A 13,592-nucleotide genomic window follows, 5' to 3' on the forward strand; every position below is an offset into this window, starting at 1 on the left:
CATGGCGATCTTCCGCAGACTCCGCTCCACCTTCTTCTACCGGACCGCCCCTGACGGCCTCGGTCGGACGGCGTCCGTTCCCACGGCGCGTACCGCCGAGGAGGCCGCGCCCACGGCGAGTCTGGATCCGTCCGCCGAGCCACGCTGCTTCGGAACGGTGCCGAACGTCGCGTACAGTCCCCGCCCGACGCGTGACCCCGATGGCCGGCCGGTGCCGGGCACGGGCCTGCGCAAGTTCGTCGACGCGCTGCCCGTACCCGGCGAGCAGGCGCTGCCGGTGGCGGTGCCCGACACGATCAGCTACCCGGGCTGCGACTACTACGAGATCGGGCTCCAGGAGTACGCGCAACGCCTGCACCGGGATCTGCCGGTCACCCGGCTGCGCGGCTACCGACAGCTCAACCTGGGCACCGACCCGTCGGGCCACAACACGGTGGCGCCACCGGAGCGGCCCTGGCACCTCGGCCCGATGATCCGCGCTCGGCGCGGCCGACCGGTCCGGGTGAAGTTCATCAACCAGCTTCCCACCGGCCGGGCCGGCGAGTTGTTCCTGCCGGTCGACGAGACGGTCGAGGGTGCCGGTCTCGGGCCGCTGGACGGCCCGGCGCCGTACCCGCAGAACCGGGCGGTGCTGCACCTGGCCGGGGCGCAGACCGGGTGGACCAGCGCGGGCAACCCGGGACACTGGATCACCCCGGCCGGGGAGATCACCCCGTACCCGACGGGGACCGGCCTCACGCCCGTGCCGGACATGCCGGCGCCCGGCTCCGGCGCCACCACGCTCTACTTCCCCAACGAGCAGAGCGGCCGGCTGCTGTCGTTCCACGACAACACCCTCGGGCTGGCCCGGCTCACCGTCTACGGTGGGCAACTCGCGCCGTACCTGCTCACCGACCCGGTCGAGGACGAACTCGTCGCCGAGGGGGTGCTGCCGGCCGAGCAGGTGCTCCTGGTGATCGAGGACAAGACGTTCGTGCCGGACGACACCCAGCTGGCCGCCGAGGATCCGACCTGGGACCGGGAACGCTGGGGGGCTCGCGGCAGCCTGTGGTACCCCCACGTCTACCAGCCCCGGCAGAACCCGTACCGGTCCGGCGGACGCAACCCCACCGGTCGGTGGGACTACGGCCCCTGGTCGCGCCGTCCGGCGCCGGACGGCGGTCGGGACGACAGCGGACCCACCGTGGACGGTTGGCCGATGGCCGAACGGATCGCGGGCGAGCCGCCGCTGACCGGTCCGGGGCCGGTGCCGAACCCGCACCACGACCCCGTCGGCGGTGACGCCGAACCACCGCTGCGCCCCGGGGTGCCGCACCCGTCGGCGGTGCCCGCGGCGTACGGGGATACCCCGCTGGTCAACGGTGTCGCGTACCCGTACCTGCGGGTACGCCCCACGGTGTACCGCCTGCGCATCCTCAACGCCTGCCTGGACCGCAGCCTCAACCTCCAGCTCTACCGGGCCTGCTCGGACGCGTCGATGTGGGCCGACGACGGCAGCCTGGCCGACGCGGACGCCGGCGAGGTGCCGATGGTGCCCGCCGTGCGGTCGGCGGACCGGCCGGCCGGTTGGCCGAGCGACGGGCGTGACGGCGGTGTGCCCGACCCGCGCGCCGCCGGCCCGGAGTTCGTCCAGATCGGCAACGAGGCCGGGCTGCTGCCCGCCCCGGTGGTGCTGCCGAACCGGCCGATCGGCTACCGCTACGACCGGCTCGACCCGACCGTGCTGAACGTCGACGGGCACACGCTCCTGCTCGCCCCGGGTGAGGCAGCCGACGTGCTCGTCGACTTCTCCAGCGTGGAACCGGGCAGCACGCTGATCCTCTACAACGACGCCCCGGCGCCGCTGCCCGGCTTCGATGAGCGCTACGACCAGCACACCGACGCGCCGGACCGCACGGCCGGGGGCGGTCCGCCGCCCACCGAACCGGGGTACGGCCCGAACACCCGTACCCTGCTGCAGTTCCGGGTGGCCGGCACGCCCGACGGGCCGTACGACGTGGACCGGCTGCGGGAGCGGCTGCCGGCGGCGTACGCGGCCAGCCAGCGCCCGCCGATCGTGCCGCAGCCGGCGTACGACCCGGCGTTCGGCAGCCGGACCACGGCCGAGACGGTCGTCTCCGCGCACGCCGACACGGTGACGTTCACGCCGCTCGCGGGCACCGGTCCGGTGACGCTGCCGATCGAGGTCAAGGCCGCGCAGCAGGTCTTCGAGCCCGGTCACGGCCGGCTGGCCGGGCGTCTCGGGGTCGGTCATCCGCACATCGGGCCGCTCGCCCCGGCGACCCTGCCGCTCGGGTCGACCGATCCGGTGACCGAGGTGCTGTTCGCGGCCGACCCGGCCATACCGGTGGGCGCCCCGACCGACGGCACGCAGCTCTGGCGGATCAGCGGCAACGTACGGCAGACCGAGCCGCTGCGCTTCGGCGGCTGCGACGTGCAGATCGTCAACCGGGTGGGCTGGGACGGCACGCAGCGCCCCCCGCACCCGGCGGAGCTGGGCTGGAAGCAGATCGTCCGGGTCAACCCCCGCGAGGACGTGGTGGTGGCGCTGCGTCCGGTGGCCCCGGCCCTGCCGTTCAAGCTGGGCGACAGCGTGCGGCTGCTCGACCCCGGACGTCCGGCCGGCGCGCGGACCGGGTCGACGCCGGTCAGCCCGACCGACGGGCGACCGGCCGTGGTCGTCAACCAGATGGTCAACCTGGGTTGGGAGTACCGCTGGCACAGCCAGCTCGCCGGCCATCGCGACCTGGGGATGAGCCGACCGTTGGTGCTGCGGGTGACGCCGCGGGCGCCCACCGGACTCACCGCCACACCCGTGCCCGGCTCGGCCACCGCCCTACCGGCGATCGCCCTGACCTGGACCGGCAACGGCGGTCGCCCGCCCGCGACGAGTCACCTGCTGCAACGGGCCACCGACGGGTCCTTCGGCGGCGACGTCACCACGATCACCGTCGCGGCCACCGCGACCCGCTACATCGACGCGACGGTCACCCCCGGCGTCACGTACCACTACCGGATCCGGGCGGAGAACGAGGTGAGCTACTCGTCCTGGTCGAACAGCGTGCCCGCCTCGGTGCACCTCGCCGCGCCGGGCGGCCTGATCGCGGCGATCCCACCCGCCGCGCCGCTGCGGGTGGCGCTGCGCTGGACGAACCGCTCCTTCGCCACCGGCATCGACGTACAGCGGGCCACCAACCCGACCTTCACCAGCGGGCCGGGCACCACCGCGATCGGGGTCGGCGACAACCACCTGGACACCACGGCCGCGCCGGACACCACGTACTACTACCGGGTCCGCACCACGTACCTGGGCGCCGCCTCGGCGTGGTCGACGGTGGCCGCGGCGAGCACTCCGCCCGCGCCGAGCACCCCCGGCGAGGTGAACGCCACCGCGAGCGCGCCGGGCCCGGACACCGCCACGGTGGTGCTGGTCTGGACGGCGAACACCCCCGTCGGCCCGGGCTCCGGGTTCATCGTGCAGCGGGCGCTGGACCCGACGTTCGCGCACGAGGTGGCGACCTTCACGGTGACCGGTCGCGGCTTCACCAACACGGGTCTGGCCCGGGGCGTGACCTACCACTACCGGATCCGGTCGTTCAACGTGGTGGGCAGCTCGCCGTACAGCGGTCCGATCCCGGTCACGACGCCACCGTGACGGGCGGGCGCGGCGCGTGGGGTGCGGCTCAGCGGGTGGGCGCGCGCAGGCCGGCGCCGCCGGCGCGCAGCTCGGCCAGGGCCGAGGCCACGCCGTGCAGGAGGTCGGTGGCCTCGGTGAGCCGGTCGGCGGCCGGGTGGGTGGGCTCCGGGCGGGCGTCCTCGGCGAGGTAGCCGGCGGCGGCGACCACCAACCGCTCGTATGCCGCCACCCCGCTCTCCAACTGGGCGGTCAACGCGGCGTGCGCGTCGGCCAGCGGCGTCCGGGCGTCGGTCGGCGCGAGCCGCAGGGCCCGTTCGACGCTGGCCACCCGGTTGGCGAGTTCCCGCAGCGACCGGTCGGCGGCAGCGGCCTCCAGCACGGCCGGCTCGGCCAGCCCGGTGAGCCGGGGCGCCATCCCCGCCAGGGTGAGCGAGGCACGGTCCAGTCGCGCCCACTGCTGGCCGGCGGTGGTGCCACGCAGCGCGACCCGGCCGCGCACCCGGCGTACCTCGGCCAGCACGCCCGAGCCGACCGGCAGTCGCTCCACGGCGGCCACCAGCCGGGCCCGGGACCGGGCGGCGGCCTCGGCCGGGTCCAGCGCCGGGGGCGCGGGCCGGGCGGCCAGCGCCCGCAGGTCGATCCAGCGCCAGGCGGCCAACGCCAGCGCGCTGCCCGCGGCGCCGGCCCAGACCGCATCCGGCAGACCGAGCCCGGCGTACGGCGTCAGCACCGCCGTGGCCCCGCCGAGCCCACCGGCCAGTACGCTCCACCGCCGGGCGGACCGGCGCAGCCGACCCAGTTGACGGAAGTAGCGTGTCCGCTCGTCTGCCACCGAAAGACCCCCTCGGACCGGTCGTTCAGCCGGCGGCGGTCGGGTCGCCGGTGCCCCGCTCGCGGGCCATGCTCGCGCGCAGCTCGTCCAGCCGGGCGGCGGCGGCCGGGTCGCTGCCCGGGCCCGCCTGCTCGCCCTGTGGGACCGCCGGGCGCTGCGCCGTGCCGCCGAGTTGCTCCCCCGCCATGCTGGAACGGATCTGCTCCAGCCGGGCCGAGCCCGCCGAGTCGATGGTCGCCTTCTGGATCTCCAGCATCCGACCCTCGACGGAGTTGCCGGCCAGTTCGGCGCGGCCCATGGCGTTGGCGTACCGCCGCTCGATCCGGTCCCGCACCTCGTCCAGGGAGGGGGTGTTGGTGGGTGCGGTGAGCGACGACATCGACTCCAACGAGCGGGCCACGGTCTCCTGCATCTTGGCCTGCTCCAGCTGGCTGAGCAGCTTGGTGCGCTCGGCGAGCTTCTGCTGGAGGATCATCGAGTTGTTCTCGACGGCGCGGCGGGCCTGCGCGGCCGCGCCGAGCGCCTGGTCGTGCAGGGTCTTCAGGTCCTCGGTGGCCTGCTCGGCGGAGACCAGCTGGGTGGCCAGGGCCTGCGCGGACTGCTCGAACCGCACCGCTTCGGCCTCGTCGCCCTTGGCGCGGGCCTGGTCGGACAGCACCAGGGCCTGCCGGGCGTTGCCCTGGAGCCGCTCGACCTCGGACATCTGCCGGGACAGCTTCATCTCCAGCTGACGCTGGTTGCCGATGACGGCGGCCGCCTGCTGGACCAGCGCCTGGTGCTGCCGCTGGGCATCCTCGATGGCCTGCTGGATCTGCACCTTCGGGTCGGCGTGCTCGTCGATCTTCGCGCCGAAGAGCGCCATCAGGTAGTTCCAGCCCTTGACGAACGGGTTCGCCATCTCCGCGGTATCCCCTCAGTAGCGTCGCTGCACCGCGGTCGGGCCGGATTGCGCCGACCGACCGCGACCCGGCCGGTCTCCATCGTCCCAGCCGAACGCCAGCGCGGCATCCGTACCGGGCGCACGACGGGCACCGTCGGCTCCTGCGGGCAACCCTACGCGGCCGGGGCCACCTCGCCCATGGGCAACGGACGCACGGTGCTCAGGCGGCGCAGACCACGTCCCGGTCGCGCTCGGTGGGCCGGACCCGGGTGCTGCGCAGCGTCGCCCGCAGCGGGGAATCCTGCCGGACCGACACCGCGACCTTGCCGTCGGAGGTGACCTGGCGGACGCCCCGGTTGGCGGCCTTGCGCACGGCGGCCGGCGCGACGGGCGCGGCCTCGGCCGGCTCGTCCTGCATGCCGACGAGCACCCCGGCGGGCATCTGCTCGGCGAGCGCCACGGTGTCGCTCACCTCGCGGAGAAGTTCGGAAAGGCGGGCGCCGAGCGCGTCACAGATCGCGGCCAGCAGCTCGCTGGACGGCTCCTTGTGCCCCCGCTCGATCTCGGAGAGGTAACCGAGGCTGACGTTGGCGGCGGTGGACACCTCACGCAGTGTGCGCTGCTGTCCCTGCCGGCGCGCCCGCAGTGCGTCACCGATCACCCGGCGTAGCAGGACCATCGCACCTCCCCCTGAGGGATACCTCACGCCCGGCGTCGGGCAGCCGGCCGCGGCGGACCGCGCCGGCTCCGAGCGTCGGAGCCTTCCCGCAACCGTACCCGCTGCGCGCCCCGGCGACATCCCACCCCGCCCGTCGGATCCTGGCGGGACGGCTCACGGACGCCCCGCGCCGGCCGCGCCCAGACCGTCCCGGACGCTTTCGGCGGCCGCTCCCGAGCCGTTCCCAGCGACCCCGGCGGCCGTCTTCTCGCCAGCGGGGGCGGCCACGTCCGTTGTCTCCAGGCCCTCGATGGCGGCCTCGTCGGCGGCGTGGATGTGTTCGGCGAGCAGCCGCAACGCCTCGATCACGGCGGCCGAGCGTACGTGGTCCCGCCCCCCGTCGAGGTCGAGTTCGCGGACCTCGAGGCCGGTCGGGCCGGCGACCGCGACGTAGACCAGGCCGACGGGCTTGCCGTCCTGCGGCTCCGGGCCGGCGACCCCGGTGGTGGCGAGCCCCCAGTCCGCCCCGCAGCGCCGCCGACCACCCTCGGCGAGCGCCGCCGCCACGTCGGGGTCGACGGGTCCGCGCTCGGCCAGCAGGTCGGACGGCACGTCGGCGAGCGTGGCCTTCAGTTCGGTGGCGTAGACGACCAGCCCGCCCCGGTAGATCCGGCTGACCCCGGCGATCTCCACGATCGACGCGGCCAGCAGCCCGCCGGTGAGCGATTCGACGGTGGCGAGGGTCTCGTGCCGCTGCGAAAGGCTGTGCACGACAGCCGCCGCCGCGCTCCCCGTCGCGTTCTCGTCCCGCTGCATGATCCCGTCCTTCCCCACCCGCCAACCCCCAACCCTCCCGGCCGGACCCCGTGGATCATGAAGTTATCGCCTCGACACGCCGGCCCGAACCGCAACAACGTCATGATCACGCGCCGGGGCGACGGGCGCGGGGCGGGTTAGGGGTGGGGGCGGCGGAGGCGGAGGGCCTGGAGGATGTAGTCGAAACCGGTTGCCACCGTGACCAGGACGGCGGCAACCATGATCCAGGGGCCGACGGCGGCGAGGGCGGCCGGCATCGGCCAGAGGTACCAGGCGATGGCCAGGATCTGCAGCGCGGTCTTGATCTTGCCGCCACGGCTGGCCGCGATCACCCCGTGCCGGATCACCCAGAACCGCAGCCCGGTGATGCCCAGCTCGCGGACCAGGATCAGCGCCGTCACCCACCAGGGCAGCCGGTCGTACCAGGAGAGCAGCACCAGAGCCGCGCCGGTGAGCGCCTTGTCGGCGATCGGGTCGGCCACCTTGCCGACCGAGGTGACCAGCCCGAACCGGCGGGCGATCCAACCGTCCACCAGGTCGGTCGCCGAGGCCACCGCGAAGATCAGGCAGGCGGCCATCCGCCAGCCGGCGTGGGTCATCCCCGACACGATCACCGAGGCGGCGAAGACCGGCACCAGCACCAGCCGCAGGGCGGTCAGCGCGTTGGCGGCGTTGAGCACGGGCACCCGCGCGACCACCCGGGCCGGCGTCGACTCCGTCGCCCCGGTCACCGTCTCGCTCCGCTCGGGCCGCCGTGGCGTTCCCGACACCGCACCACCTGGCTCCCCCGCTCCGTCCGGACCCGCCGTCACCGTGCCGCGCCGGGCGCCGCCGAGATCATCTCATCCGGCACCGCGAGCAGATCCACCCCTTCGGTGCCGGTCACCGTGGCCCGCACCAGGTCACCCGGGCGCAGTGCGCTCAGGTCGACCCCGCCGTCGACCGGCGCGACCAGGGTGGTCGATCCGTCCACCTCCGGCGCCTGGTGCGCGGCCCGGCCCTCCACCACGCCGTCCACGATCGCGTCGACCAGCACCTCGACGGTCGAGCCGAGCCGGTCCTCGGCCCGCTGGGAGCAGAGCTCGTCGGCGAGCGCGCTCAGCCGGTCGTACCGCCGCTTGATGGTCGCGGCGGACACCTTGCCGGGCAGTCCGGCGGCCTCGGTGCCGTCCTCGTCGCTGTAGTCGAACATGCCGATCGCGTCGAGCCGGGCCTCGGTCAGGAACCGGGTCAGCTCGTCGATGTCGGCGCGGGTCTCGCCGGGGAAGCCGACGATGAAGTTGCTCCGCGCGCCCGCCTCCGGAGCCAGCGCCCGGGCGCTGGCCAGCAGCTCCAGGAACCGGTCGGTGGAGCCGAAACGCCGCATCCGGCGCAGCACGGGCTCGCTGGAGTGCTGGAACGACAGGTCGAAGTACGGGGCCACCCCGGGGGTACCGGCGATCGCCTCGACCAGCCCGGGCCGCGTCTCGGCCGGCTGGAGATAGCTCACCCGCACCCGGACGATGCCGGACACCGCGGCGAGCTGCGGCAGCAGCTTCTCCAGCGCGCGCGGGTCGCCCAGGTCCTTGCCGTACGAGGTCGAGTTCTCGCTGACCAGCACCAGCTCCCGTACGCCGGTCTTGGCCAGCCACTCCGCCTCGGCGAGCAGCTCGTCCGGGGTTCGCGAGACGAACGCCCCACGGAACGCCGGGATGGCACAGAACGCGCAGCGCCGGTCACAGCCACTGGCGAGCTTCAACGACGCGACCGGGCCGGTGTCGAGTCGACGGCGCAGCACCTGACGCAGGTGCGCCGGGGTGTGCTCGTCGGTCTCGACGGCGGCACGCGCCACGGTGCCGTGCCCGGGCAGGGACACCCCGCTGTCGCGGCGCTTCACCGGCGTCAGGGGCAGCAGCTCCCGGCGGTCCCGCGGGGTGTGCGCGGTGACCTGTTCACCGGCGACCACGGCGTTGAGCCGGGCGGCGATGTCCGGGTAGTCGTCGAAGCTCAGCACCGCCTGCGCCTCGGGCAGACTGTCGGCCAGCTCCTTGCCGTACCGCTCGGCCATGCAGCCGGCGGCCACCACCTTCGCGCCCGTCCCGGCGGCGGCGAGCAGCGTCTGGATGGAATCCTGCTTGGCCTTCTCCACGAAGCCGCAGGTGTTCACGACCACCACGTCGGCACCCTCGCCGTCGGTGCTCACCTGCCAGCCGTCGGCGTGCAGCCGGGCGGCCAACTCCTCCGAGTCGACCTCGTTACGGGCGCAGCCCAGGGTGAGCAGGGCGACGCGACGGCCCTCGGCGTTGTCGGAAGCGGAAGGAGAGGTGGCAGACACCATCCGAGGGTACCGGGCCGCTCGCGGTAGCCCGCGCACGCGGGCACGGCGGCCGGCGGGATCACACCACGTGCGGGCGTCGGTCACCGGGTCACGGCGGTCGCCCGGGTCAGGGCGTCGAGCAGGAAGACCTCGGTACCGGCCAGGCCCGTGCAGCAGAAGACGGAGACCTGGTCCGCCGTGGTCCGGCCGGGAACCGCGCCCGCCAGGATGCCGCCCAGGTCCCGCAGCCGTCCGGCGTACGCGGGCAGCGCCGCGAGCATCGGCGGTTGGTAGTCCGCCGCCTGGGCCGGCGAGTCGGTGACCAGCAGGTCGGCGGCGTCCAGCAGGTCGGTGCCGAACTCGCTGCGGTCGTGCTGCTTGAAGCCGACCGTGTTGACGTGCGTGCCGGGGCTCACGTCGGCGGCGCGCAGCACCGGCGTGGGGCTCGTGGTGGCGAGCACCACGATGTCCCGGCCGGTGACGGCCGCGCCGGGGTCGGCGACCGCGCGGGCCGGCACGCCCAGTTCGGCGCGTACCCGGCTGGCGAAGGCGTCCCGGCGCGCGGTCGAACGGCTGTGCACCACCACCTCGCGCAGCGGGCGCACGGCCGCGGCGGCCCACACCTGGGTCCAGGCCTGCCGCCCGGAGCCGATCACGCCGAGGGTGGTCGCGTCCGGCCGGGCCAGCGCGTCCACCGCGACGCCGCCCAGTCCACCGGTGCGACGGGAGCCCAGCTCCTCGCCGACGGCGACCGCCCGCACCGCCCCGGTGGCGGCGTCGTGCAACACGACCAGTTGCTCGCCCTGGGGGTGGCCGAACGTGTCGTACGAGCGGTAGCCGTACCACTCGCCGACCAGGTGCCCGGCGGTGAGCACCATCCGCCCGCCACCGAGCGGGGCGGCGGCCCGGGGCGGGGCGACCAGGCGCCCCTCGTACGCGGCCACCAGGGCGGCCCGCATGGCGTCGACGGTGGTGGCGGCGTCCAGGGCGGCGGCGACCTCGGGGTCGGCATAGAGCAGGGCCATGCCCGCCATAGTGCAAGTTGAAGCGAAGTAGAGGTCAATGCGTGGTGGCGTGGGTCACCGTCCGGGGCCGCCAGCCGGTGCTAGCGTCGGCCGTGGTGGCCCCGGACGCGGTGGTCACTCCGGACGAGCGGTGGGCGTACCCGGTCAGGCCAAGACGCCCCAGCAGACTGACCCGACTCGTCCTCGTGAGGTGAACGATGGCCTGGCTCGTACTCGTGATCTCCGGGCTGCTGGAGACGGCCTGGGCCGTCGCCCTGGACCGCAGCGCCGGCTTCAGCCGGCTGCTCCCCTCGGTGGTGTTCGTGGTGGCCCTGGCGCTGAGCATGGGCGGCCTGGCGTACGCGCTGCGCGACATCCCGGTCGGCACCGGCTACGCCGTCTGGGTCGGTATCGGCGCGGTGGGCACGGCGCTGGTCGGAATGGTGGCGCTCGGCGAGTCGGTGAGCCTGCCCCGGGTCTTCTGCCTGCTGCTGGTGGTCGCCGGCGTGGTCGGCCTGAAGATCTTCCATTGACGATCACGCGTGGCGAGCGCCCACAGTGGGTAGTGATCGGTTCGTCACGACAGGCTCTCATCCGGAGGACGACATGGCCGACATCCCCACCACCGCCCGCCCGCGCAGCAACGCCGCCCGCATCCTCACCATCGTGGGTTTCGTGTTCGCGGTGCTCGCCCTGCTGCTCAACCCGATCATCTTCGGCGTGCTCGGCATCATCGCCGGCATCGTCGGCGCGGTCCTGGGTGACAAGCCGCTGGGCTGGTACGCCGCCGCGGCCAGCGGCGTGGCCGCGATCATCGGCCTGGTGGTCGTCGCGGCTCTGATCAACAACTGACCCACCCCGACGTCACGGGCCCGCCGGTATCCGGCGGGCCCGTCGGGTGTCCGGGGTCGCGAGTGGTCAGTCGACGTCGCCGCGCAGACCGACCAGGACCTCCTCCAGCTCGTCCGGCTTGACCAGCACGTCGCGCGCCTTCGACCCCTCGGACGGCCCGACGACCCCACGGGTCTCCATGAGATCCATGAGCCGGCCCGCCTTGGCGAAACCGACCCGCAGCTTGCGCTGGAGCATCGAGGTGGAGCCGAACTGCGAGGTGACCACCAGCTCCACCGCCTGCACCAGCAGGTCGAGGTCGTCGCCGATGTCCTCGTCGATCTTCTTCTGATTGTCCTTGGCGGGGGCCAGCACGTCCGGCCGGAACTCCGGCTCACGCTGGTCCTTGCAGAACTTCACCACGTCGGCGATCTCGCGCTCGGTGACCCAGGCGCCCTGGATGCGGACCGGCTTCGACGCGCCCATCGGCAGGAAGAGCCCGTCACCCCGGCCGAGCAGCTTCTCCGCGCCCGGCTGGTCGAGAATGACCCGCGAGTCCGCGAGGGACGAGGTGGCGAACGCCAGCCGGGACGGCACGTTCGCCTTGATCAGACCGGTCACCACGTCGACCGAGGGCCGCTGGGTGGCCAGCACCAGGTGGATACCGGCGGCCCGCGCCAGCTGGGTGATCCGGACGACCGAGTCCTCCACGTCACGCGGCGCGACCATCATCAGGTCGGCCAGCTCGTCCACGATCACCAGCAGGTACGGGTACGGGCGCATCTCCCGCTCGCTGCCCGGCGGCGCCTTGATCTCGCCGTTGCGCACCTTGCGGTTGAAGTCGTCGATGTGCCGGACGCCGTTGGCCGCGAGGTCGTCGTAGCGCATGTCCATCTCGCGGACGACCCAGTCCAGCGAGTCGGCCGCCTTCTTGGCGTTCGTGACGATCGGCGTGACCAGGTGCGGGATGCCCTCGTAGCCGGTCATCTCGACCCGCTTCGGGTCGATCAGCAGCAGCCGCACCTCGTCCGGGGTGGCCCGGGTGAGCACGGAGACCAGCAGGGTGTTGAGGCAGGACGACTTGCCCGCGCCGGTGGCCCCGGCGATCAGGATGTGCGGCATCTTCGCGAGGTTGGCCACCACGTAGCCGCCCTCGATGTCCTTGCCGAGCGCCACCACCATCGGATGGTGGTCGCTCGTCGCCGCCCGCGAACGCAGCACGTCGCCGAGGGCCACGTTCTCCGGGTCGGTGTTCGGGATCTCCACGCCGACCGCGCTCTTGCCCGGGATCGGGCTGAGGATCCGGACGTCCGGCGACTTCACCGCGTAGGCGATGTTGCGGGAGAGCTGGGTGATCCGCTCGACCTTGACGCCGTGCCCCAACTCCACCTCGTAGCGGGTGACCGTCGGACCCCGGGTGAAGCCGGTGACGGCGGCGTCCACGTCGAACTGGTCGAAGACGCCGGTCAGCGCGGCGATCACCTCGTCGTTGGCCTTGCTGCGGGTCTTGGGCGCGGCTCCGCCGCTGAGCATGTTCGCCGGCGGCAGGGTGTAGTCGCCGGCCAGCCCGGTCAACGCGAGCTGCTCGGCGCGGGTGGGCGCGGGCGAGTGCTCGGGCGGCTCGGCCGGCTTGCGGCTGGCCGGCACCTTCGCCGGGGCCTTGCGCGGCAACACCATGGTCTCCTGGAGGTCCGCGCCCTCGGTGTCCTCGAAGTCGTCCGGGTCGATCGGTGGCGGCATCCGCTTCGACGGACGCCTGCGCGCGGGCCGCGCGACCGGCTCGTCGTCCTCCTCGGTGCTCTCCGGAGACGCGACCAGCCCTCCGGCGAGCAGGCCCAGCCGCTCCGGGATCTTGTTGATCGGCGTCGCCGTGACCACGAGCAGGCCGAAGAGCAGGAGCAGGACCAGCAGGGGTACGGCCACCCAGGCGGTGACCGCCCGTTCCAGCAGCCCGCCCACGCCGGCGCCGACGAGGCCACCGGCGAAGTCACGCTCCACGGTGTCCACCGGGTCCTGGCCGATCTGGAGCAGCGCCGCGGTCGACACCAGCAGCGAACCCCACCCGATCAGCCCTCGACCCCGGTGCTCCGGATCGATCGGCTGACGCATGAGCCGCCACGCCCCGATCATCAGCAGCACCGGCACCACGACGGAGATCGCGCCGAGGAACAGCCGGACCGTGTCGGCCAGGCGGGCGCCCACCGGGCCCGCGCCGGAGAACCACAGCGCCACGGCGCTGAGCAGGGCCAGCCCGAACAGCAGCAGTCCGGCCCCGTCACGGCGGTGCTCCGGGTCCAGGTCGCGGGCGGAGGCGGCCTGCCGGCCGGCGGCCCGCACCGCCCACCCCATCCCGTGCGCCAGCCCCATCCACAGTGCACCGACGGCGCGGCCCACGTAGACGGCGGGGCCCGGACGGGCGGGTGTGGTGCGTCGCCGTACCGGTGCCCGGGTCTTCTTCGCCGGTTGACGGGCACGGCTGTTGGTGCCACCGCGCGGCGACGCGCCGCGTCGCCGGCTCGCCTGAGAGGTACGGCCCGCCATAGAGTCACGGTAACGGTGGGGCCGGGCAGATCGCCGCTTTTCCGGGTCGTGTCCGCGCGTCGCAGCACGGACCCCGCCGCCGGTCGTGATATCCGCC

At 73.9% G+C, this 13,592-nt stretch carries 10 protein-coding genes, 1 pseudogene and 1 riboswitch; of the genes and pseudogenes, 3 read left to right on the forward strand and 8 right to left on the reverse strand.

Translation table 11 applies throughout. The features are described 5' to 3' along the window. Position 1: 1 nt before the first annotated feature. On the forward strand, positions 2 to 3,655 hold the full coding sequence (locus ACIBTX_RS30825) for a hypothetical protein (protein WP_396833346.1): 3,654 nt from the start codon (positions 2 to 4) through the stop codon (positions 3,653 to 3,655). Positions 3,656 to 3,683: 28 nt separating this feature from the next. Here ACIBTX_RS30825 and ACIBTX_RS30830 read toward each other — a convergent pair whose 3' ends face one another. The 7 genes and pseudogenes from ACIBTX_RS30830 to ACIBTX_RS30860 all read right to left on the reverse strand — a co-directional run bounded on the left by ACIBTX_RS30830 (position 3,684) and on the right by ACIBTX_RS30860 (position 10,144). After that, the gene (locus tag ACIBTX_RS30830) at positions 3,684 to 4,469 is read right to left on the reverse strand and encodes a hypothetical protein (protein WP_357122517.1); all 786 of its coding nucleotides are present in this window, start codon (positions 4,467 to 4,469) and stop codon (positions 3,684 to 3,686) included. Between the two features lie 25 nt (positions 4,470 to 4,494). Beyond that, complete coding sequence (locus ACIBTX_RS30835; protein WP_357175175.1) at positions 4,495 to 5,367, reverse strand: PspA/IM30 family protein; 873 nt, start codon at positions 5,365 to 5,367, stop codon at positions 4,495 to 4,497. A gap of 202 nt (positions 5,368 to 5,569) precedes the next feature. Beyond that, positions 5,570 to 6,028 (reverse strand): helix-turn-helix transcriptional regulator, encoded by a 459-nt coding sequence (locus ACIBTX_RS30840; protein WP_357122511.1) that lies wholly within the window; start codon positions 6,026 to 6,028, stop codon positions 5,570 to 5,572. 291 nt (positions 6,029 to 6,319) lie between these two features. Further along, positions 6,320 to 6,823: pseudogene (locus ACIBTX_RS30845) on the reverse strand (CinA family protein); the annotation flags it as partial. Between the two features lie 137 nt (positions 6,824 to 6,960). After that, positions 6,961 to 7,554 (reverse strand): CDP-diacylglycerol--glycerol-3-phosphate 3-phosphatidyltransferase, encoded by a 594-nt coding sequence (gene pgsA, locus ACIBTX_RS30850; protein ID WP_357175170.1) that lies wholly within the window; start codon positions 7,552 to 7,554, stop codon positions 6,961 to 6,963. 77 nt (positions 7,555 to 7,631) lie between these two features. Next, the gene (rimO, locus tag ACIBTX_RS30855) at positions 7,632 to 9,140 is read right to left on the reverse strand and encodes a 30S ribosomal protein S12 methylthiotransferase RimO (protein WP_357122502.1); all 1,509 of its coding nucleotides are present in this window, start codon (positions 9,138 to 9,140) and stop codon (positions 7,632 to 7,634) included. A gap of 80 nt (positions 9,141 to 9,220) precedes the next feature. After that, positions 9,221 to 10,144, reverse strand: a complete 924-nt coding sequence (locus ACIBTX_RS30860; RefSeq protein ID WP_357175167.1) for an ornithine cyclodeaminase family protein — start codon at positions 10,142 to 10,144, stop codon at positions 9,221 to 9,223. Between the two features lie 92 nt (positions 10,145 to 10,236). After that, positions 10,237 to 10,308, forward strand: a riboswitch (guanidine-III (ykkC-III) riboswitch). A gap of 33 nt (positions 10,309 to 10,341) precedes the next feature. On the opposite strand from ACIBTX_RS30860, the gene ACIBTX_RS30865 reads away from it, so the two are divergent. Next, a complete protein-coding gene (locus ACIBTX_RS30865; protein WP_357122496.1) occupies positions 10,342 to 10,656 on the forward strand; it encodes an SMR family transporter in 315 nt (104 codons plus the stop codon). Between the two features lie 73 nt (positions 10,657 to 10,729). Further along, complete coding sequence (locus ACIBTX_RS30870; RefSeq protein ID WP_357122493.1) at positions 10,730 to 10,975, forward strand: hypothetical protein; 246 nt, start codon at positions 10,730 to 10,732, stop codon at positions 10,973 to 10,975. A 66-nt stretch (positions 10,976 to 11,041) separates the two neighbouring features. On the opposite strand, the gene ACIBTX_RS30875 is transcribed toward ACIBTX_RS30870, so the two are convergent. Continuing rightward, complete coding sequence (locus ACIBTX_RS30875) at positions 11,042 to 13,495, reverse strand: DNA translocase FtsK 4TM domain-containing protein (protein WP_357122490.1); 2,454 nt, start codon at positions 13,493 to 13,495, stop codon at positions 11,042 to 11,044. Positions 13,496 to 13,592: the final 97 nt, after the last annotated feature.

Source organism: Micromonospora sp. NPDC049359, assembly GCF_044466585.1.
GTDB lineage: Bacteria > Actinomycetota > Actinomycetes > Mycobacteriales > Micromonosporaceae > Micromonospora.

What these genes read in the sequence shown, in the direction of transcription:
- ACIBTX_RS30825 (WP_396833346.1), top strand. Translation starts at nt 2, where the DNA reads ATGGCGATCTTCCGCAGACTCCGCTCCACCTTCTTCTACCGGACCGCC.
- ACIBTX_RS30835 (WP_357175175.1), bottom strand. Translation starts at nt 5,367, where the DNA reads ATGGCGAACCCGTTCGTCAAGGGCTGGAACTACCTGATGGCGCTCTTC.
- ACIBTX_RS30840 (WP_357122511.1), bottom strand. Translation starts at nt 6,028, where the DNA reads ATGGTCCTGCTACGCCGGGTGATCGGTGACGCACTGCGGGCGCGCCGG.
- rimO (WP_357122502.1), bottom strand. Translation starts at nt 9,140, where the DNA reads ATGGTGTCTGCCACCTCTCCTTCCGCTTCCGACAACGCCGAGGGCCGT.
- ACIBTX_RS30860 (WP_357175167.1), bottom strand. Translation starts at nt 10,144, where the DNA reads ATGGCCCTGCTCTATGCCGACCCCGAGGTCGCCGCCGCCCTGGACGCC.
- ACIBTX_RS30865 (WP_357122496.1), top strand. Translation starts at nt 10,342, where the DNA reads ATGGCCTGGCTCGTACTCGTGATCTCCGGGCTGCTGGAGACGGCCTGG.
- ACIBTX_RS30870 (WP_357122493.1), top strand. Translation starts at nt 10,730, where the DNA reads ATGGCCGACATCCCCACCACCGCCCGCCCGCGCAGCAACGCCGCCCGC.
- ACIBTX_RS30875 (WP_357122490.1), bottom strand. Translation starts at nt 13,495, where the DNA reads ATGGCGGGCCGTACCTCTCAGGCGAGCCGGCGACGCGGCGCGTCGCCG.